Raw genomic sequence first — 18,823 nt, 5'->3', positions numbered from 1 at the left:
TTTCTGAAACCCCGATCCTTTACCAAAATCTCCAATGAGAGTATAAAAGGTAGATCACATCGATCGGGAGGCAGACCGTACATGACCGCTCAATATGCCCTGCTGCTCCTCGGAGGCGCCTTCGTCGGCATCGCCGCTTCCTTTTCCGGCCTGGGCGGCGGCTTTCTCATGGTGCCGCTGCTGCTGTTCCTCGGCTATTCCGCCCAGAGGGCGGTCGGCACCTCTTTTCTGGCCATCCTGATTATTTCGGCCTCCGCCCTGCTGGCTCATAACAAACTGGCCAATGTCGACTATCGGACCGGAATTCTGCTGGGAATCGGCGGCATCGCCGGAGCCCAGATCGGAGCCCGCATGCTCGAAGGCATTTCAACAGCAAGCTTCAAAAAGATCTTTGCGCTGATCCTTGTCGGACTCGCAACCTATCTGTTTTTACGCAGCGGCTAGCCCCCAAAGGGAAAAATCAGTCCCTGCCAAAAAAACTTCTAATAACCTGCTAGAATGGCTTTCGAAAAACATCAGGTCGCTAATGCGGCCGCCTCTCCCCAACGATTGCTTGCAAAGGAGCAGAACATGTTGAAGAAGAGCTATTCCAAGACAGGTCAGGTCTGTCGCGTAACCTTCAATCTGCCCGCAGAAACGGGAGCGGAATCGGCTCTCCTCTGCGGCGATTTCACCGATTGGGATGCCGAAGCCAAACCGATGAAACGTCTCAAAAACGGCGACTTCAGTCTGACCCTGTCGCTGCCGACCAGCCGGTCCTACCGCTTCCGCTATCTGATCGACGGCAGTCGCTGGGAAAACGACTGGCAGGCCGACGGTTATGTTCCCAACTGCTACGGATGTGAAGATTCGGTGGTCGTCGTCTGACAAGTTTTCAGGTCTGGTGACCGGCGTCAGACTGGCCCTGGTTTCGAACCCGGTCACACCGCCGCAACTCATGTTTGAGCGCCTCACCCGAGAGCAACGTTTCCCAGAAACTGATCCCCAGGGAAAACATCATCAGCACCAGACTGATGCCGAAGGAATAACGCCCCCAGGGCTCATGCCCGGCAAACAGGCAGAACATCGAAACCATGCAGAGCAGAATGCTGATGATTCCGAGTCCCTGCATCCACTTGATGAGGCTTATCCTGAGGCGAAGATTGGTCAGCTGCCGCCGGACATCCGCGTCATCGGATTCCGCCAGGCGGCCGGCGAGGGAACGGATGACGCTGGCCAGCGCCAGGAACCGGTTGGTATAGGCAAGCAGCAGCAGGGAAATGGCCGGATAAAGCAATGCCGGGGTGGTGAGGTTGATTTCCATGGAGGATTCCCTTCAGCAGATTCGGGGTCCGAGCCAAGGTGCGGGCAGCAGGGAGCACCATTCGAAACTTTCGAGCAGCCGGACAAAGAGGCCGCACAGAGGTGCCGTCACCGTCACCGGCCGGTCAAAAAAGGGATGGGGGAAGGAAAGTTCGACCGCCGCCAGCAGCAGGCGATGGCAGTCGAACTCCCTGCGAAAAAACCGGTTGTGGTCCGCATCGCCGTAACGGGTATCACCGACAATCGGATGAAAAAGGTGCTTGAAATGCCTTCGCAGCTGATGCCTTCTTCCGGTCAGCGGGCGCGCCTCCACCAGGCAGTAGCGGCTGGTGGCGTAACGGCCCACCGGATGCGGAAGCTCGATGGTGCCCAGGCGGCGAAAGGCGGTGCAGGCGGACTGGGGATCCCGGTCCGCCACCGGACGCCGCTCCAGGCGATCCACTTTTTCGACGAGGGGGTAATCGATCACCCCCTCGTCCTCGATATGCCCCCGCAATACGGCCAGGTAGGTTTTTTCGACCCCCCTTCCGGCGAAAATCTCCCCCATTCTACGGGCGGTTTCCGAGGAAAGACCGAACAGCAGAACCCCGGACGTCGGTTTGTCGAGCCGGTGCACCGGATAGACGGTCCGTCCCAGCTGTTCGCTCAGCATCTTCTGGGCGAATCGGGTTTCGCGGCGGTCGATGGGGCTGCGATGCACCAGCAGCCCCGCAGGCTTGTTGACCGCTACCAGATGTTCGTCGGCATAAAGAACCTCGAGCTGGCCGCAGCTCTCGATGGTTTCCCCTCCAGGATCAAAGTTTGGGGCCTCGAGTCGGTTCATTCGCCCAAGGCCTCCAGTTCCTGCCACCGGAGGTAGCCCGCTTCCAGCTCGACCTCCAGTTCCTGCAGCCGGCTCCGGATCTCACCGACCGCGTCCCCCTGCTCCCGGTAAAAATCGGGATCGGCCAGCTTTTCATGCAGCTCGGCCTGCTCCGTCTCCAAGGCCTCGATCCGTTCCGGAAGCTCGGCCAGTTCGCTCTTTTCCTTGAAAGTCAGCTTGCGGGGGCGTTCCTTCACCGGTTTGGAACGAACCGGTTTGGCGGCAGCGACCGGTTTCGGCGTCGTTTCCGTCCGCTGACGCAGCCAGTCCTCGTAACCCCCGACATATTCGGCCACCCGGCCGTTCCCCTCGAACACCAGGGTGCCGGTTACCACCCGGTCGAGAAAATCCCGATCGTGGCTGACCAGAAACAGGGTCCCCTGATAATCCGCCAGCAGCTCTTCCAGCAGATCGAGGGTCTCGAGGTCGAGATCGTTGGTCGGTTCGTCGAGCACCAGCACGTTGGCCGGCCGCAAAAAAAGCTTGGCCAGCAGCAGCCGGTTGCGCTCGCCGCCGGAAAGAATGCGCACCGGGGCACGAGCCCGTTCCGGCGTGAACAGAAAATCCCGCAGATAGCCGTACACATGCCGCGGGCGATCGCCGATCAAAACCGTGTCCTGGTCGCCGGAGAGGTTCTGCTGAACCGTCAGATCCGGATCGAGCTGCTCCCGCAACTGATCGAAATAGATCACCTCCAGGTTGGTCCCCAGGCGAACCGTTCCCTGCTGCGGCGCCAGTTCGCCGAGGAGCAGTTTGAGCAGGGTGGTTTTGCCGGCACCGTTGGGGCCGATGATCCCGATGCGGTCGCCCCGGATAATGGTTGTGGAAAAATTCTCTATGACCGGCTTGACGCCGTAGCTGAAACTCATGTTTTCAACTTCGGCCACCAGGCGGTCGGAACGCTGGGCCTCCTCCAGACGGATGCGGGCGGTTCCGGTCCGCTGGCGCCGCTGCCGGTACTCCTCCCGCATTTTCAGCAAAGCCCGCACACGGCCCTCGTTGCGGGTCCGGCGGGCCTTGATCCCCTGACGGATCCAGACCTCCTCCTCGGCCAGCTTGCGGTCGAACCGGTTCCAGGCCTGCTCCTCGGCCTGCAGCTGTTCCTCCCTTCGGCGCAGGAAGCTGTCGTAGTCGCAGGCGAAATCGAAGAGCAGGCCGCGATCGAGCTCGACGATGCGGGAGGCCAGGGCCCGCAGGAAGGACCGGTCATGGGTGACGAACAGCAGGGTCATGGAGGAATTCCGCAAAAATTCCTCGAGCCAGGTGATCGATTCGATGTCAAGATGGTTGGTCGGCTCGTCGAGCAGCAGGATGTCGGGCTCCCCGGCCAGAGCACGGGCGAGCAGAACCCGCCGCTTGACTCCGCCGGACAGCTCGGAGACGGACACATCCGGCTCCAGCTTGAGGCGGGTGATGATCTGCTCGATCCGTTGCTGGTGCTCCCACCCGGCCGCGGCGTCGATGGCCTGCTGCACCTGCAGCAGTTCGTCCAGTCCCCCCTGGTCTCCCGCAGCCTGGCGAAGACTGAGCTCATGAAAACGGTTCAGCTGTTCGCCGAGTTCGCCCAGTCCTTCAGCCACGACTTCAAACACGGTTCCCGGCAGCTGTCGGGGCACCTCCTGGGGCAGCCGGGAAACCCGCAGCCCCTGCCGCCGCTCTACCGCACCCGCGTCGGGCTGCAGCTCACCGGATACCAGGCCGAGAAGGGTAGACTTACCGGCCCCGTTGCGGCCGAGCAGACAGATCCTCTCCCCTTTTTTGATCTGCAGATTGACGCCATCCAGCACCGGAGCCCCGCCGAAGGCCAGCCGGATATCGCGCAGGTTTATTAACATTGGTTTCCATTTCGTTGTTTTTATCGTTATCGTTGTCGTTGTCGTGATCGTGGCTTTCCCGTAATCCAAATACATATGTCTTTTCGATTACGATTACGACAACGACAACCGTTCCGCTCCCGCTTCACTGACAACGAGTAGAGCAGATAATATCATCACGGACCGGGATTCAGGCGATTATGCCAGAACGCTCCGGGAATAGAAAGGGCCTGCCTTGACAGGGCCCCGGGGAAGGGACAAAATTGTCCTATCTTTCATGAATCACCCTTCTGAGGACGATATGAACAAGCTTTGCCGAACTGTTTACGTAAGCCGGATCCTCCTCGCGACTCTGTTTCTTATATCCCTGTTCCTTACGGCTTGCCGAAATCAGGCCGCCACTCCAGCCCTGGCTCCCGACGCCGTCATCCTCGCCTTCGGCGACAGCCTGACCTCCGGTTACGGGGCCGCTCCCGAAGAGAGTTATCCGGCCGTATTGGCGCAATTGACCGGCTATACCGTGGTCAATGCGGGAATCCCGGGAGAAATCAGCGCCGAGGGGCTGAAGCGTCTCCCCTCGCTGCTCGAACGCCATCGACCGGACATGGTCATCCTTTGCCATGGAGCCAATGATCTGCTGCGCCGCCTCGATTCCGAAAAAACCATGGAGAACCTGCGGCAGATGATCCAAGCCGCTCATGGAGCGCGCGCACGGGTGGTGCTGGTCGGGGCTCCTCAACCGGGTCTGTTTTTGCGCACAGCTTCTTTTTATCCCGGATTGGCTGCCGAATTCGACATTCCCTGTGAAGAGGGTATTCTGCGTGACATCCTGACGACACCCGCTGAAAAAAGCGATGCCATTCACCCCAATGCCGCCGGGTATCGGCGACTCGCAGAAACGCTGGCCAGAATCATCGGGCAAAAATGATCATCTCTGCCCGAAAGGAAATAGCTGGAAAAAGCCGAGTGATTTTTATATGATTGCACCGTTTTTTTCCCAGCGCAGATTCTTTGCCGATCCCGATTCCGCTTTGATTTCAATACATAAAAAGGAGCCGTCATGAAAATCCTGGTAGCTGAGAAACTGGCCAAGGAAGGCCTGCTGATACTCGAAAAAGAGCCGAAAATCGAACTGGACGTGAAAACCGACCTGAGTCGGGAGGAACTCCTGAAGGTCATCGATCAGTACGAAGGGCTGGTCGTGCGCAGTGCCACCAAGGCCGACCGGGAATTGCTGGAAGCAGGCAAAAACCTCAAAATCGTCGCACGCGCCGGAGTGGGGCTCGACAATGTCGATCTCAAGGCCGCCAGCGAAAGGGGCATCATCGTCTGCAACGCCCCCTTCGGCAACGTCAACAGCGTCATCGAGCATACCATGGCGCTGATCCTGGCCGCCTGCCGTAAATTGACCAAGGCCGACAACAGTTTGAAAAGCGGCTCCTGGGATCGCAATTCGATCAAGGCCAGCGAACTGCAGGGCAAGGTTGCCGGGGTGATCGGGATCAGCAAGATCGGCGGCGGAGTGGCCACACGCCTGAAGGCCTTCGGCTGTGAGGTAATCGGCGCGGATCCCTACGTCTCGGAAAAACGCGCCCAGGATCTCGGCATCCGCCTGGTGTCTCTGGATGAATTGATCAGAACCTCCGACATCATCACCGCCCACGTTCCCCTCACCGAGGAAACCCGCAATCTTTTGGGAGCGGAACAGTTTGCCATGATGAAAAACGGCGTGCTGATCTTCAACACCGCCCGCGGAGGGGTCATCAACGAACCCGCCCTGCTGGAAGCCCTGGAGAGCGGCAAGGTTGCCGGTGCCGGCATCGACGTCTGGAGCGAGGAACCGCCCAAAAGCGAACTGGTGAAGAAACTGATCGCCCACGAAAAGGTGATCTCCATTCCTCATCTCGCCGCCTCCAGCATCGAGGCCCAGATCAATGTCGCCATCGATGTGGCCAAGGACATCGTCCGCTACCAGCATGAACAGCCTCTGGTCTATGCCGCCAATATCCCGCGTTTCGACAGCGCCGAGATGGATCGGATGCGCCCGTTCCTGAGCCTGGTCAACGTCATGGCGGAACTGGTCGCGCAACTGGCCGATTCAAATCTCAACAAGATCACCTTCACCTATCAGGGGGAAGTGGCCAACCTCGACTGCAAACCGCTCACCGTTTGCGGCCTGGCTTCCCTGCTCAACAACAAGGTCGAACAGGACGTCAATATGGTCAATGCCGCCCTGATCGCCGACGACATGGGCATCGTCGTGGAAGAGGTCAAGGAAACGGAGCCTGCGACCTTTTCCAACTCCGTATCGATCTGCATCGAAGGTCCCCAGATCCGGCGCTATATTGCCGGCACCCACTTCGAAGGGCAGCCCCGCATCGTTCAGATGCGCGACTACCGGGTCGATTTTGCGCCCGAAGAGCATATGCTGGTCATCACCTACAAGGACCGTCCCGGCATGATCGGCAAGATCGGCCAGGTCATGGGCGAGCACGAAATCAACATCGCCGCCATGAACCTCGGCCGCCAGGAAAAACAGGGGGAGGCCATGGTCATCCTCTCCCTCGACTCCCCCGTACCCGCCAACGTGGTCGAGGAGATCGGCAAGGTGGTCGAAGCCAACTTCATCAAATACCTGCATCTGGTCAAGGCGGCAGCCCTGCATTAACAGCCCCCAACCTTGTTGCCGATGGCGGTCGAGATTGGAATGAAACGATGGAGAATATGATCGTAGGCGTTCCCAAGGAAATAAAGCCTCGTGAATACCGGGTGGGAATCACCCCTGCGGGGGTTCGCTCCCTGGTCGAGGACGGTCGGACCGTGCTGGTGGAACAAGATGCCGGAATCGGTAGTGGGTTGACCAATGAGCAATATCAGGAGGCCGGAGCAAAGCTGGTCTCCTTGGCTTCGGAGCTGTATGCCCGGGCGGAGTTGATCGTCAAGGTCAAGGAGCCTCAGATCGAAGAGTACGACCTGATGCAGCCCGGTCAGACCCTGTTTACCTACCTGCACCTGGCGGCGAATCCCGGCCTGACCCAAGTTCTGCTGGACAGGAAGATCACCGGCATCGCCTATGAAACGGTACAGACCGACGACGGTCACCTCATTCTGCTGCAGCCCATGAGCGAAATCGCCGGCCGCATGTCGGTACAGATCGGAGCCCACTACCTGCAGAAGGAAAACGGCGGCCGCGGGGTCCTTCTGGCTGGAGCGCCTGGAGTCCGGCCCGGCAAGGTGGTGGTTCTCGGGGCCGGATCGGTGGGAAGCAATGCTGTTCGCATCGCCGTCGGCATGGGTGCGGACGTCACCGTACTCGATATCGATCCGACCCGCCTTGCCCTGCTCGATGACCATTACGGCAACCATATCCTGACCCTCATCGCCAATTCTCAGAATATCGAGGACGAGGTGCGACGGGCCGATCTGGTCGTTGGCGCCGTTCTGGTCGCCGGGGCCCGAACTCCTGTCCTCGTGGACGATAGTCTGGTAGGCAAAATGAACGAAGGGAGCGTCATTATCGACGTCGCTGTGGATCAGGGCGGCTGCATCGCCACCACCCGGCCCACCACCCACGACGCCCCGATTCACCTGGTCCACGGCGTGCTCCATTACGGTGTCGCCAACATGCCGGGTGCGGTCAGTCGCACAAGTACCTATGCCCTGACCAACAGCACTCTGCCCTATGCCCGCAAAATCGCATATCTGGGGCCGGAGCGCGCCATGCAGGAGGACGGGGTTCTGCGCCGGGGACTCAATACCCATGCGGGCGGCGTCTGTCTCAAAGCAGTGGCCGAGTCCCTCGACATGCCCTTTGAACCTTCGACGGCCTGTTGTGAATAACTGGGGAAAAAGCTGGGGGACCAAGAGCTACTTCTTGCGGTCTTCCCTGAACAGATCGAGCTGATCGAAACGGTAGGTCTCGACCTTGAAGGGGCGGGAAAGAAAACGGGGGCAGTTGACCAGCAGGGTACCGGCCGGCTGACGGCAGGATCTCAGGCACCTGACGCATAAGCGATTGAACTGTTCCTTCTGTTTCTGCTTGGCCAAACAAGGACCTCCCGAAGTTTTGGCCCCCATTGTACCAGCCACTATTCACGACGGCAATATCTGCTTTAACCAGCCCAGACAAAAATCCTGTTTGACAATCCTTCGGCGATTGGATAATCTTACGGTCCATTCGACGCGGGGTGGAGCAGTTCGGTAGCTCGTCGGGCTCATAACCCGAAGGTCGCAGGTTCAAATCCTGCCCCCGCTACCAAAAATGACAAAGGTCCTGCCGGGCTCCGGCAGGACCTTTCTTTTTGCGGAACGGACGAGAACCGTCGGCGGTGTCTCACATTGAGGAAGGCGGGCCGTGATTAATGTCAAGAACCATGTGGGTACCTTCCGGTGAGCCGTCGCTCACCCACAGCTCCAGTCCATGCTCACCGTCATTCGCCCCGAAATAAAGCTGACCGTCCACTTCGATCAGTTTGGTGAGGGTAGAGCCTTCCGCTCCGGGAAAGATATCCATGACCAGGCGGGTTCCATCGACGGTACCGTCGGTGATCCAGAGTTCATAGCCATGGATGCCGTCATCAGCTCCGAAAAACATCCGATCGCCGACCCGGGTCATATGATTGGGTCGAGAGCCGCTGCTCCCCGGAAAAATATCCGTGAGCATTCGGGTCCCTTCTTCGCTGCCGTCGGTCACCCATAGCTCCTTCCCCGCGTTGCCGTCATCCGCACTGAAGCAGGTCAGTTTGCCGCAGGGAATAAAGAAAAGGGGAAAGGAATGTCCGGAACCGACATGGATATCACGCACCAGCCAGGTTCCCTGTTCGGTGCCGTCGGTTCGCCACAGCTCGTAGCCCCGGTAGCCGTCATTGGCCGAGAAAAGGTGTCCGTGCTGCACAGACTTTACATGAAAGGGCAAAGATTTTTCGGCGCCAGGATTGATATCGGCCACCAGACGGGTACCGACGGCCGACCCGTCACTGTACCAGAGCTCTTTTCCGCTGATGCCGTCATCTGCGGAAAAAAAACCGGCAGCGGAAACATTCCCTGCCAGAAGCAGATTCATCATAGCCAGAAAAAAACAGTATTTTTTCAAGATCCCACCAATCACGGAACCTCCCGTCACCGAATATTTTCTAATTAAAAAAATTCTCTTTTGTTTTTAGATTAATCAAACCTTTCCCAGAAAGCAACAAAAAAATTTAACATTGCCCGACCACGGCCATCAGGTATGACTGATGGCCTTTTTGGGGCAGGCCGCGAGACAGGCATCGCATTTTAGACAATCCGGGGCGGTTATGCGGCCGGCAACTCTATCCTGTACAATTGGCAGCTGCAGGGGGCAACGTGATTCACAGATGCCGCAGGCTACACAGGTTGAATCGATAGCCAGAGGGGAACGGCCACCGCCGATCAGTCGCTCCAGGGTTCCCACGGGGCAAAGGGCACACCAGGACCGGGGACGGAACAGCAGTCCCAGACTGATGCCGATGATGGTGGTGACCAGGCACATCTGCCAGAAAACCAGCCCCCAATGCCTCCAGTTGCCCGGATCCTGTGCGATTCTGAGCGCCATAAAACCAAAAAGCATGAGCATGACCGGAATACGTAATTTCAAACTTCTGAAAAATTTGGGAAACCTTTTTCTTCTTCCGGAAAGGGAAAGCCAGGTATCGAAGAAGCTTCCCCGCGGGCAATAGTTGCCGCAAAAGAAGCGGCCCCGGAAACGGCTGGTCACCAGTGCGGATATCACCACAACGGGCACGACAAATCCAATCAGGGGGTATTTCCATCCCAAAGCCAAAACCGCGGGCACCACCAGGCCCAGCCCCCATTTGTAACCCCTTGCCATAGGCAACTCCCTTCAAGTGAAATAATTTATATTTTTATCTATATTATTTTTTGAATATTGTCAATAGGGTCGATGCCCGGATAGAAGCCGTTGCTGGTTATCGGATGTTTTATACAAGCACCGGCAGGAACTATGCGAAGTAGAAAATAAGGGAGGGGAACGGGGAGGAGATCACAGCTTGACGCAATTCTGTTGAGGGGCAAAAACCCGACAGCCCCCCTTGCCTTCCTGTTTGACAATGTACATGGTCCGGTCGGCCATGCCGATGAGATCATCGGCAGAGCAGCCATGTTCCGGGAAGAAGCTGATGCCGATACTGGCACCCACCGTACACGTCCCCCAATCAAATTCCAGGGGCCGGGAAATTTCCTCAAAAATTTTTTTGGCTACGACTTCAGCATCCTTTCCCTTGACCAGATCCGGCAGGACTACGCCGAATTCGTCTCCGCCCAGTCGCGCTGCCGTATCCACTTTTCGCAAGACGCCTCCCAGCCGCCGGGCCACCTCCTGCAACGTCTGGTCTCCCGCCTGATGACCGAGCTGATCATTGATGTGCTTGAAACCGTCCAGGTCGATGAAAAGCATACCGACCCTTCCTCCAAAACGCCGGGCGTGGGCCAGGGCCTGTTCCAGGCGGTCGATAAACAGCCGCCTGTTGGGCAATCCGGTGAGAGGATCATGGGTGGCCTGGCGTTCCAGCTGGCGATTGAGTTCCAGGAGTTTTTCCTGGGCCACCTTCTGTTCGGTTATGTCCATGGCGATTCCGGCCAGCCGGCATGGGTATCCCTGCCGGTCCATTACCGGAAACCGCCGGTCCTTGATCCAACGGATTCTGCGGTCATCGGCGACCAATCGGTATTCGATCTCGAGACCCCTTTCCGGGTTGGCGGAAAGGGCTTCTATGACCTGCTCCCGATCCTGGTAATGTACCATTTCAAGAAACGATAGAGGATTTCGATAGAGGCTCTCACAGCTCCTGCCCCAGATGACCTCGTAGGCCGGATTGACATAGAGCAGCTTTTTCAGGTCCAGGCTGTTGAGCCAGAAAACATCATTGATGCTTTCCGTAACCAGTCGGAATTTTTCCTCGTTTTCCCGTATCTGCCGCATCATGGCATGCTTGTGCAAAGCCATATCGATACTGATGCGAAGTTCCCGATCCTGAAAGGGCTTGACCAGATACCCATAAGGTTCCGTCCGTCTGGCCTGTTCCAGGATCTCCTCGTCAACATGAGCGGTCAGATAGATAACCGGAATATCGAAATCCTCACGCACCCTTATAGCCGCCTGGATGCCGCTCATCCCTCCCGGCAGCCCGATATCCATCAGCACCAGGTCGGGATTCAGCTCCTCGACCTTTTGAATGGCGTCCCGTCCCTGGGCGCAAATATCGCACACGTCGTAGCCCATGTCCTGAAGTCTGCTTCGGATTTCCAGGGCGATGAAAGCCTCGTCTTCTACCAGTAGCAGCCTTGGTTTCATAAACGGACGCTTCCTTTTGAATACAGAACGGGAAAGACCACCTTTATAAGGGTACCGTTCCCCCTGACCTGCTCCAGGGTACCGTCAAGTTGTAACGTCAATGCCCTCACCAGTTGCATCCCCAGTGAATTCGGCTTGTCCAGATCCAGGTCCTGCGGCAGTCCGATGCCATCGTCCCGGACCTCCAGGCAGAACCGATCGTCCCTATGCAGCAGGCTCACATTTACGGTCCCGGAGCGGTCACCGGGAAAGCCGTGTTTCAGGGCATTGGACACCAGTTCCGTGATCAGCAGCCCGCAGGGAATGACCTGTTGGATATCCATAGGGATTTCCACTACAGACACCCGGCAGTTGACCTGTTTTTCTTTCGGTTTCAGAGCCTGCTCAATCCTTTGCACAAGATTCCTGACGTAATCAGGCAGCTGAACATCGGACAACTTTTCGTTTCGGTACAGCAGTTCATGTGCCAGGGCCATGGAATAGATTCGATTCTGGCTTTCTACAAAATGCTGCACAATCTCCGGATCGCTGATTTTTCTGGACTGGAGATAAAGCAAACTGGATATGACCTGAAGACTGTTTTTGATCCGATGGTGAATCTCCTTCAGCAATAATTCCTTCTCGACCAGGGACTCATGAAGGCGCTTTTCCGTCACGGTCCGCGCAGTGTCATCTTCGACGAATCCTTCCAGCTCCACACCTTGATTTTTCGTCGGGACCGAACGAAGGTGTAAATAGCAGGGAATCACCCGGCCGTCTCGGCAACGCATGCGTTCTATAAAAGTTTTCCATTCCCGATCCTGCAGAATCTCGCGGAGGATTTCCTCTCTTCGGGCGGGTTCCTCATACAGGACCTCGGCAATACCGGATTTATTGACATGCCCTATCAATTCTTCGGGGGAGTCGTACTTGAATATGGCAGCCATCGCCGGATTCGCCCGGACAAACCGGCCATCCAGAGTGGAGCGGAATATGCCCATGGGAGCATTTTGGAAGATGTTTTCGCAAAAACCCTTTTCCAGATCCTGCAACTTTCTTCCCTCCCTATTCCACTTGACGTGCCCTGCCTGTCTCCTCAACCTAAAAACCTCTCGGCATGGCATATCGAAAACGATCATTTCTAATAAATATATCTGAAAATGACAAATATTCTCTTGTAAAAAATAAGCCCCTACAATCCCATGCGGAGATGGAGTTCGACGGGATGAGGGTGGAGGTAGACCTGCTCCGCCAGGTAGGGGGGGCGATATTTTCTTACATAGTGATTGAGCAGGGTCACAGGCACGCTCAATGGTACGACCTTTTCCCGATAACGTTCGAGAAGCTCGAGCATTTCCTGCTTTTCATCGGCGGTCAGCTGGCGCTTGAAATAACCCAGGGCGTGCATGAGGACATTGACATGTTTTGCCGGAGTGGCCGGCAGACGGACCGTCTTCATCAATAGCCCCTGGTACGCCTCCAGCAGTTCCTCGGGCGGAACCTGCCCTGCCCGGGCAACCAGCTTGCCCATCTGCCTGGCCAGTTCAATATTGTGCGACATCAACAGCAATTTGTGCCGGGAATGGAATTCGACTATCCTCGAAACCTGTACTCCTCCGGAAAGCAGACTGCGCCAGCGGCGAAAGGTGAAAATTCCTTCGATGAAATTTTCCCGCAGCCGCGGGTCGTGCAATCGTCCGTCCTCTTCTACGGGCAGAAGCGGAAAACGCTCCATGAACAGGCGAGCGAACAGGCCCACCCCTTTTTTGGTCGGCACACCATTGCGGTCATAGACTTTGACCCGCTCCATGCCGCTGCTCGGCGACTTGGCCTTGAAAACGAAACCACACAGATCCTCCCTGGCCAGTTCGTCCAATCGCCCGGAAGCCCATTCCTTCATCTGTTCGGTAACGTCGCCGCCGCTTTGGGAGAACACCAGGCGGGGGGAATCACCATCGCCCACCAGGCGGAGAGTCTCCCGGGGTATCGGCAGCCCCATTTCGACCTCCGGACAGACCGGGACAAACTCGACGAATTGACCGAGGGTGTCACGCAAAAAATGATCGAGTTGGTGGCCCCCGTTATACCTGACCTGCTGTCCCAGGAGGCAGGCACTGATGCCGAGACGAATTTTATCCATGGAAAACCCTTTGTTATGACAACCCCTATGGGGTAAATTGTACCCGAAAACGTTCACGAATTCCCAACGAAACAGGAGTTTTTCATGCGTCCCGGGGTCAAACAGCAGAAAAATCGATCGCGCAAAAAACTGTTGCCCAAAACCTCTCACAAGGCTGGCCGACCGCCCGGCACCCTGATCCACATCGGCGAAGCGCCAAGCGAACCGGTTGGAATCCAGGTCATGGATTACGACCTTCAGCATCTGACCGAACAGACAATCAGCGATCCCGGGGAATGCCTTGCTTTCACGAAATCGGCCACCACGACCTGGATCAACCTGAACGGCGTCCACCAACTCGAGGTGTTGGAAAAAATCGGCACCGACTTCGGTCTGCACTCCCTGGTACTGGAAGATATTGCCAACACCGAACACCGGCCGAAGGCCGAAGACTTCGACACCTATTTTTTCCTGGTTCTGAAAATGCTGCACCTCGACGAGACTACGGGAATTCGCACCGAGCAGATCAGCCTGATCCTGACGGAGAAATTGGTGCTATCCTTTCAGCAGCGCCCGGGAGATGTCTTCGACGGAGTGCGGGAGAGGTTGCGCAACGGCAAGGGACGCATCCGCAGAATGGGGGCCGATTATCTGGCCTATGCCCTCCTGGATGCCGTCGTCGACAGCTATTTCGGCATCCTGGAACAGATCGGCGAACAGATTGAACAGCTCGAGGATGAACTTGTCGTGCAGCCAACGCCGCGTACACTGGAAAAAATTCATCACTTCAAGCGGGAGATGATCCTGTTGCGCAAAGCCGTCTGGCCTCTGCGGGAACTGATCAACGGGCTGCAGAGAAGCGAGTCCAGCCTGATCAGCGAAACCACCGGTATCTTTTTGAGGGATGTCTATGACCATACGATCAACATCATCGATACGGTGGAAACCTTCCGCGACATTCTCTCCGGCCTGCTGGATCTCTATCTGTCCAGCATCAGCAACCGCATGAACGAGGTCATGAAGGTACTCACCATCATCGCTACGATCTTCATCCCGCTGACGTTCATCGCCGGCATTTATGGCATGAACTTCGAGCATATGCCGGAGCTGCACTGGCGATGGAGCTACCCTCTGCTCTGGCTGTTCATGCTGGCAATGGCCGGCGGCATGTTCTTTTACTTCCGCAAAAAACACTGGTTGTGACCAAAGGAAGCTTTCATGCAGCCCATACCCGCCGAAAGGCTCTTCATCGCCAACCAGCAGCCGATTTCCGAAGGGGGTCATTACATCCTCTACTGGATGCGGGCCGCGCGGCGCACCGGATGGAACTTCGCTTTGCAGCATGCCCTGCATCAGGCTGTCGTTCTGGCCAAGCCTTTGCTGATCCTCGAAACCCTGGCCTGCGACGAACCGCTGGCAAGCCTCCGCCATCATCACTTCGCCCTGGACGGCATGGCCGTCAATGCCCGGCGGCTGAGGGATAAACCGGCCCTTTATTATCCCTTCGTGGAGCGGGGGCCGCAGGAGATTGCCGGCCTGATGGAAGAACTGGCCCGCACATCCTGCCTGATTATCACCGACGATCATCCCCTCCTCTGGATGCGGAAAGAGCTGAACGACATGGCCGAGCGCCTGCCGGTCCGCCTCGACGCCGTCGACGGCAACGGCCTGTTGCCTTTGCAGGCCGCGGATCGGGATTTCACCAGAGCCTACTCCTTCCGCAGGTTCCTGCAGCAGCTGCTGCCGGGACACCTGTTCCTGCTGCCGGAAGCCGACCCCTGGCGCGACATCGAACTGCCACCGCCCCGGGCAATCCCCAAAAAGATTCTGCAGCGCTGGCCGCAGGCCGATCCGGGACTTCTCGACCCCGGCCGGCGGATCCCCGCGGATCTGCCCCTGGCCCTTAAACCAGACCGCGTTCAGAAGACCGGGGGGAGCGAGGCAGCCGAACAGCTCTGGCAGGACTTCCTTGAGGAGAAGCTGGCCCGTTACGCCGCAGATCGGAACCAGCCTGAACAGGACGTGACCAGCGGCCTGTCCCCGTACCTGCGCTGGGGGCACATCAGTTCCCACCAGATGGTTTCCGAGCTGCTGCAATCCCGCAACTGGTCTCCGGCCGACCTGTCACCCGAGCAAAAGGGCAAACGCAGAGGATGGTGGGGCCTCGGCGAGAACACCGAAGCCTTTCTCGATCAGCTCGTGACCTGGCGCGAACTCGGCTACATCCATTGTGCCCGCAATGATGACTACGACCGGTTCGACGCCCTGCCCGACTGGGCCCAAAAAACCCTCCTCGCCCATGCGGATGACCCTCGTCCCTTTCTTTACGACAAGGAGGAGCTGGAGTCGGCGCGAACCCACGACCCCCTCTGGAACGCCGCCCAGAGGCAGTTGCTCACTGAAGGGCGCCTGCACAACTACCTGCGCATGCTATGGGGCAAGAAAATTCTGCAGTGGACCCGCTCCCCCCGGCAGGCCCTGGACATCCTGATCGAGCTCAATGACCGCTACGCCATCGACGGCCGGGATCCCAACAGCTACAGCGGCATCACCTGGTGCCTGGGGCAATTCGACCGGGCCTGGGGGCCGGAACGGCCGATATTCGGCAAGATCCGTTACATGAGTTCGGAAAACACCGCCCGCAAGGTTTCGGTGAAAAATTATCTGAAGCGGTACGGGTCGGAGGACCCAAAGAAAACCTTGAAATAACCATAAAGCAAAATCTTCATTGAACAGGGATGGACAGGATAGACAGGATAAATTCCGACCCTGAGGCTTGCTCAATTCTGAACATCCTCCAAAAGGCTATACTGAAAGAAAACCTGACGAAAGGAGCCGGATGATGATTTTGCAGGGGAAAAAGATTGCTGTACTGATCGAAAATATTTACGAGGACCTGGAATTGTGGTATCCCGTACTCCGTTTCCGGGAGGCCGGCGCGCAGGTGACGATTGTCGGCCCGGAACGCAAGGGGTACCAGTCCAAGCACGGTTATCCTGCCCAGGCCGACGCATCCATGGATGAAGTGCGGGGCGCGGACTTCGACGCCGTCATCATTCCCGGCGGCTATGCGCCCGACCATATGCGCCGTCACGACAAGATGATCGAACTGGTCCGGGACGCCGGAAAAGCCGGCAAGGTCGTGGCCGCCATCTGCCACGGCGGATGGATGCTGGCCTCCGCCGATCTGGTGCGGGGCCGCCAGGTGACCTGCTTTTTTGCCATAAAAGACGATCTGATCAACGCCGGTGCCAGCTATGTCGACCGGGAAGTGGTGCGGGACGGCAACATCATCACCTCCCGCAAACCAGAAGACCTGCCGGCCTTCAGCCGAACCATTATCGAGGCATTGATCGAGAAAGACAGGGGCTAGGGGGAAGGTTTCAGGTGTACCCCTCACCCCTCAGGTCACGCGCTACTCCTGGATTGACCTTATGATTCCTGTCGAAACCATCACCGCCTTCTTCCTCGCCTCTCTGTTACTGGCCCTCGCGCCGGGACCGGACAATCTATTTGTCCTGACCCAGTCCGCCCTTTTCGGCCGATCGGCGGGCTTCACCGTGACCCTGGGTCTCTGTACCGGCCTGACGGTTCACACCGCAGCGGTCGCTCTCGGGGTCGCCATCATTTTTCAGGCCTCCCCCCTCGCCTTCCTCTTTCTTAAAATTCTCGGAGCCGGCTACCTGCTCTACCTGGCCTGGCAGGCCTTCCGGGCCTCGGCGCTTCGGCTGGAGGGCGAGAAAGACAGGAACCCCGGATTGGGCAGGCTCTATCGCCGGGGCATTCTCATGAACCTGACCAACCCCAAGGTCTCCCTCTTCTTCCTGGCCTTTCTGCCGCAGTTTACCGATCCCGCCCGTGGGCCCCTGTCCTTGCAGATGATGGTTCTTGGTGGAATTTTCATCATCTCGACAGTCCTGGTTTTCGGCGGCGTGTCTCTGCTTGCCGGTACTTTGGGTCATTGGCTGAGCCGCAGCCCTAAAACCCAGCACATCATGAATCGATTGGCGGGACTTGTTTTTTTAGGCCTTGCCCTCAAGCTCGCCACGGCAAAACTGTAAAATGAAAAGGTCGACTCCGCCGAGACAGGACAAGGCAGGCGTGCTGAAAAAACAGGATCAAAACGGTTTAGCGCATGAGCCGCTTGGTGAATTTGCTGTACAGCCCCAGGATAAGCAGAGTGGGCGCCCACTGGCCGATAAACAGGGCATTTTCATCCCGCTGGGTAACCTTCATGGCCAGGCTGCCGAGAATGGACAAACCGGCGGCCCAGAGAAAGGCGTCAGAAGGGATTTGGGCCACCCGGTCTTCGATCATTTTCGCCATTTTCTCCTGCCTGGATTCCTCTTCCCTGCGAACCATCTTCAAAGCGCTCATAAATTCCTCCGTCGAATAGTTTTTCCCTCTTGTTTATCGTTCATCCAGAGGATGTCAATACCCGACCTGTATTCTAATTTTCAACGGAGAATTAAAGAGTTATCCAAATTGACAGGCGTTCACCATTTTGTAAAATGAAATCGCGGGGGGTCGTTTTCAAAAGCGGTTGAGACGACCCGCAAGCGCACGCAGGTGTCATTTGCAAACTAAAGGAGAGAGTCATGAAAACACTGGATGCCATCGTGACCATTCTGCTGATAGTCGGCGGACTGAACTGGGGACTGGTGGGATTTTTCCAGTTTGACCTGGTGGCGGCCATTTTCGGCGGTCCGACGGCGGTAGGAAGCCGATTCATTTACTCCATTGTCGGTTTGTGCGCCCTTTACGACCTGTTCGGCTATAGGGCCATCAAGAATCGCTGGTGTGCTCACTTCACTTCGGCCAGGCATCCCGAAACGGTTGCCCGGTAGGACGGGTGATATTCTCGCACAAAGGGGAGTCATTCAAATAAAGCGGGCCCGAAGGCCCGCTTTTGTCTTACATGAAATCAAACTTTATGACCCCACATGGAGGCGACCTAGTACTTGGAGGAAATGACAATCGAAAATTGACCACCTGTGAGCACCGAATTTTGACCACCCCCGGCGGTTGATTAAAAGGGCGATTTCAGAACGAAGAAGCTTTTTTCACCTCATTTCAGGGACTGCTTGAGGCGGTAGCTGTCCCAGGTGCTTGCTGGCGCTCACGGGGGCCAATGTAGCGTCCCGACAAACCGGTGTCCAAATAATCTCCGTCTCGGCCCCAAGGGTTTCAATCCACCCCCCCGCACGGGGGGCGACAGCTCACCCGCGAGCGGATAAAGGAGACAACAATGTTTCAATCCACGCCCCCGCACGGGGGGCGACATCACGGATCAGGCGGCACGCCGCGCCCTGGTCGTTTCAATCCACGCCCCCGCACGGGGGGCGACTGCACGCTGCCGCCGACCGTGTCGTCGACCTGGGTGTTTCAATCCACGCCCCCGCACGGGGGGCGACTGG

The 18,823-nt window shown here is 57.3% G+C and carries 20 protein-coding genes, 1 tRNA gene and 1 CRISPR repeat array; of the genes, 11 read left to right on the top strand and 10 right to left on the bottom strand.

The features are described from left to right. Positions 1-81 precede the first annotated feature (81 nt). Positions 82-444 carry a sulfite exporter TauE/SafE family protein gene (locus R2940_00105; protein ID MEZ4598175.1) on the top strand — a complete coding sequence of 121 codons (363 nt, stop codon included), beginning with the start codon at positions 82-84 and terminating at the stop codon, positions 442-444. Between the two features lie 126 nt (positions 445-570). Continuing rightward, positions 571-867 (top strand): isoamylase early set domain-containing protein, encoded by a 297-nt coding sequence (locus R2940_00100; protein ID MEZ4598174.1) that lies wholly within the window; start codon positions 571-573, stop codon positions 865-867. Between the two features lie 7 nt (positions 868-874). On the opposite strand, the gene R2940_00095 is transcribed toward R2940_00100, so the two are convergent. From R2940_00095 to R2940_00085, 3 genes are read right to left on the bottom strand one after another with little or no spacing between them, the layout of a single operon-like run. Continuing rightward, positions 875-1,303, bottom strand: coding sequence for a DUF2721 domain-containing protein (locus R2940_00095; GenBank protein ID MEZ4598173.1), 429 nt, complete (start codon positions 1,301-1,303; stop codon positions 875-877). 12 nt (positions 1,304-1,315) lie between these two features. Next, on the bottom strand, positions 1,316-2,125 hold the full coding sequence (locus R2940_00090) for a pseudouridine synthase (protein ID MEZ4598172.1): 810 nt from the start codon (positions 2,123-2,125) through the stop codon (positions 1,316-1,318). Beyond that, positions 2,122-3,999 (bottom strand): ATP-binding cassette domain-containing protein, encoded by a 1,878-nt coding sequence (locus R2940_00085; protein MEZ4598171.1) that lies wholly within the window; start codon positions 3,997-3,999, stop codon positions 2,122-2,124. The genes R2940_00090 and R2940_00085 overlap by 4 nt, the downstream gene beginning before the upstream one ends. Positions 4,000-4,279: 280 nt before the next feature. On the opposite strand from R2940_00085, the gene R2940_00080 reads away from it, so the two are divergent. The 3 genes from R2940_00080 to ald all read left to right on the top strand — a co-directional run bounded on the left by R2940_00080 (position 4,280) and on the right by ald (position 7,818). Further along, complete coding sequence (locus tag R2940_00080; GenBank protein ID MEZ4598170.1) at positions 4,280-4,906, top strand: arylesterase; 627 nt, start codon at positions 4,280-4,282, stop codon at positions 4,904-4,906. Positions 4,907-5,038: 132 nt separating this feature from the next. Then, entirely contained in the window at positions 5,039-6,646 is a 1,608-nt protein-coding gene (gene serA / locus R2940_00075; GenBank protein ID MEZ4598169.1) for a phosphoglycerate dehydrogenase, read from the top strand. 47 nt (positions 6,647-6,693) lie between these two features. After that, complete coding sequence (gene ald, locus R2940_00070; protein ID MEZ4598168.1) at positions 6,694-7,818, top strand: alanine dehydrogenase; 1,125 nt, start codon at positions 6,694-6,696, stop codon at positions 7,816-7,818. A 27-nt stretch (positions 7,819-7,845) separates the two neighbouring features. Here ald and R2940_00065 read toward each other — a convergent pair whose 3' ends face one another. Beyond that, complete coding sequence (locus tag R2940_00065) at positions 7,846-8,025, bottom strand: hypothetical protein (protein ID MEZ4598167.1); 180 nt, start codon at positions 8,023-8,025, stop codon at positions 7,846-7,848. A gap of 134 nt (positions 8,026-8,159) precedes the next feature. On the opposite strand from R2940_00065, the gene R2940_00060 reads away from it, so the two are divergent. After that, positions 8,160-8,236, top strand: a tRNA-Met gene (locus R2940_00060). Positions 8,237-8,311: 75 nt separating this feature from the next. On the opposite strand, the gene R2940_00055 is transcribed toward R2940_00060, so the two are convergent. The 5 genes from R2940_00055 to R2940_00035 all read right to left on the bottom strand — a co-directional run bounded on the left by R2940_00055 (position 8,312) and on the right by R2940_00035 (position 13,427). Beyond that, the gene (locus tag R2940_00055; protein ID MEZ4598166.1) at positions 8,312-9,085 is read right to left on the bottom strand and encodes a hypothetical protein; all 774 of its coding nucleotides are present in this window, start codon (positions 9,083-9,085) and stop codon (positions 8,312-8,314) included. A 114-nt stretch (positions 9,086-9,199) separates the two neighbouring features. Continuing rightward, a complete protein-coding gene (locus tag R2940_00050) occupies positions 9,200-9,826 on the bottom strand; it encodes a 4Fe-4S binding protein (protein MEZ4598165.1) in 627 nt (208 codons plus the stop codon). Between the two features lie 171 nt (positions 9,827-9,997). Continuing rightward, positions 9,998-11,308 (bottom strand): diguanylate cyclase, encoded by a 1,311-nt coding sequence (locus R2940_00045; GenBank protein MEZ4598164.1) that lies wholly within the window; start codon positions 11,306-11,308, stop codon positions 9,998-10,000. Next, the gene (locus R2940_00040) at positions 11,305-12,339 is read right to left on the bottom strand and encodes a histidine kinase dimerization/phosphoacceptor domain -containing protein (protein MEZ4598163.1); all 1,035 of its coding nucleotides are present in this window, start codon (positions 12,337-12,339) and stop codon (positions 11,305-11,307) included. The genes R2940_00045 and R2940_00040 overlap by 4 nt, the downstream gene beginning before the upstream one ends. 140 nt (positions 12,340-12,479) lie before the next feature. Continuing rightward, complete coding sequence (locus R2940_00035) at positions 12,480-13,427, bottom strand: DUF523 and DUF1722 domain-containing protein (protein MEZ4598162.1); 948 nt, start codon at positions 13,425-13,427, stop codon at positions 12,480-12,482. Between the two features lie 84 nt (positions 13,428-13,511). On the opposite strand from R2940_00035, the gene corA reads away from it, so the two are divergent. The 4 genes from corA to R2940_00015 all read left to right on the top strand — a co-directional run bounded on the left by corA (position 13,512) and on the right by R2940_00015 (position 17,467). Beyond that, positions 13,512-14,609 (top strand): magnesium/cobalt transporter CorA, encoded by a 1,098-nt coding sequence (corA, locus tag R2940_00030; protein ID MEZ4598161.1) that lies wholly within the window; start codon positions 13,512-13,514, stop codon positions 14,607-14,609. Between the two features lie 15 nt (positions 14,610-14,624). Further along, positions 14,625-16,115, top strand: a complete 1,491-nt coding sequence (locus tag R2940_00025) for a deoxyribodipyrimidine photolyase (GenBank protein MEZ4598160.1) — start codon at positions 14,625-14,627, stop codon at positions 16,113-16,115. 130 nt (positions 16,116-16,245) lie between these two features. Beyond that, positions 16,246-16,779 (top strand): type 1 glutamine amidotransferase domain-containing protein, encoded by a 534-nt coding sequence (locus R2940_00020; GenBank protein MEZ4598159.1) that lies wholly within the window; start codon positions 16,246-16,248, stop codon positions 16,777-16,779. 61 nt (positions 16,780-16,840) lie between these two features. Then, positions 16,841-17,467 (top strand): LysE family translocator, encoded by a 627-nt coding sequence (locus R2940_00015; protein MEZ4598158.1) that lies wholly within the window; start codon positions 16,841-16,843, stop codon positions 17,465-17,467. Between the two features lie 67 nt (positions 17,468-17,534). Here the strand turns inward: R2940_00015 and R2940_00010 are convergent, their stop codons facing one another. After that, complete coding sequence (locus tag R2940_00010) at positions 17,535-17,783, bottom strand: hypothetical protein (GenBank protein MEZ4598157.1); 249 nt, start codon at positions 17,781-17,783, stop codon at positions 17,535-17,537. A 221-nt stretch (positions 17,784-18,004) separates the two neighbouring features. On the opposite strand from R2940_00010, the gene R2940_00005 reads away from it, so the two are divergent. Beyond that, complete coding sequence (locus R2940_00005) at positions 18,005-18,253, top strand: DUF378 domain-containing protein (GenBank protein MEZ4598156.1); 249 nt, start codon at positions 18,005-18,007, stop codon at positions 18,251-18,253. A gap of 337 nt (positions 18,254-18,590) precedes the next feature. Next, positions 18,591-18,822: direct repeats of the CRISPR family, unit length 32 nt; unit sequence GTTTCAATCCACGCCCCCGCACGGGGGGCGAC. Position 18,823 lies beyond the last annotated feature (1 nt).

The sequence above is a fragment of the Syntrophotaleaceae bacterium genome, from assembly GCA_041390365.1.
In the GTDB taxonomy this organism is placed as follows: Bacteria; Desulfobacterota; Desulfuromonadia; order Desulfuromonadales; family Syntrophotaleaceae; genus JAWKQB01.
The sequence above is the reverse complement of the archived record's forward strand: the minus strand, read 5'-3'. Positions and strand labels throughout refer to the sequence as shown.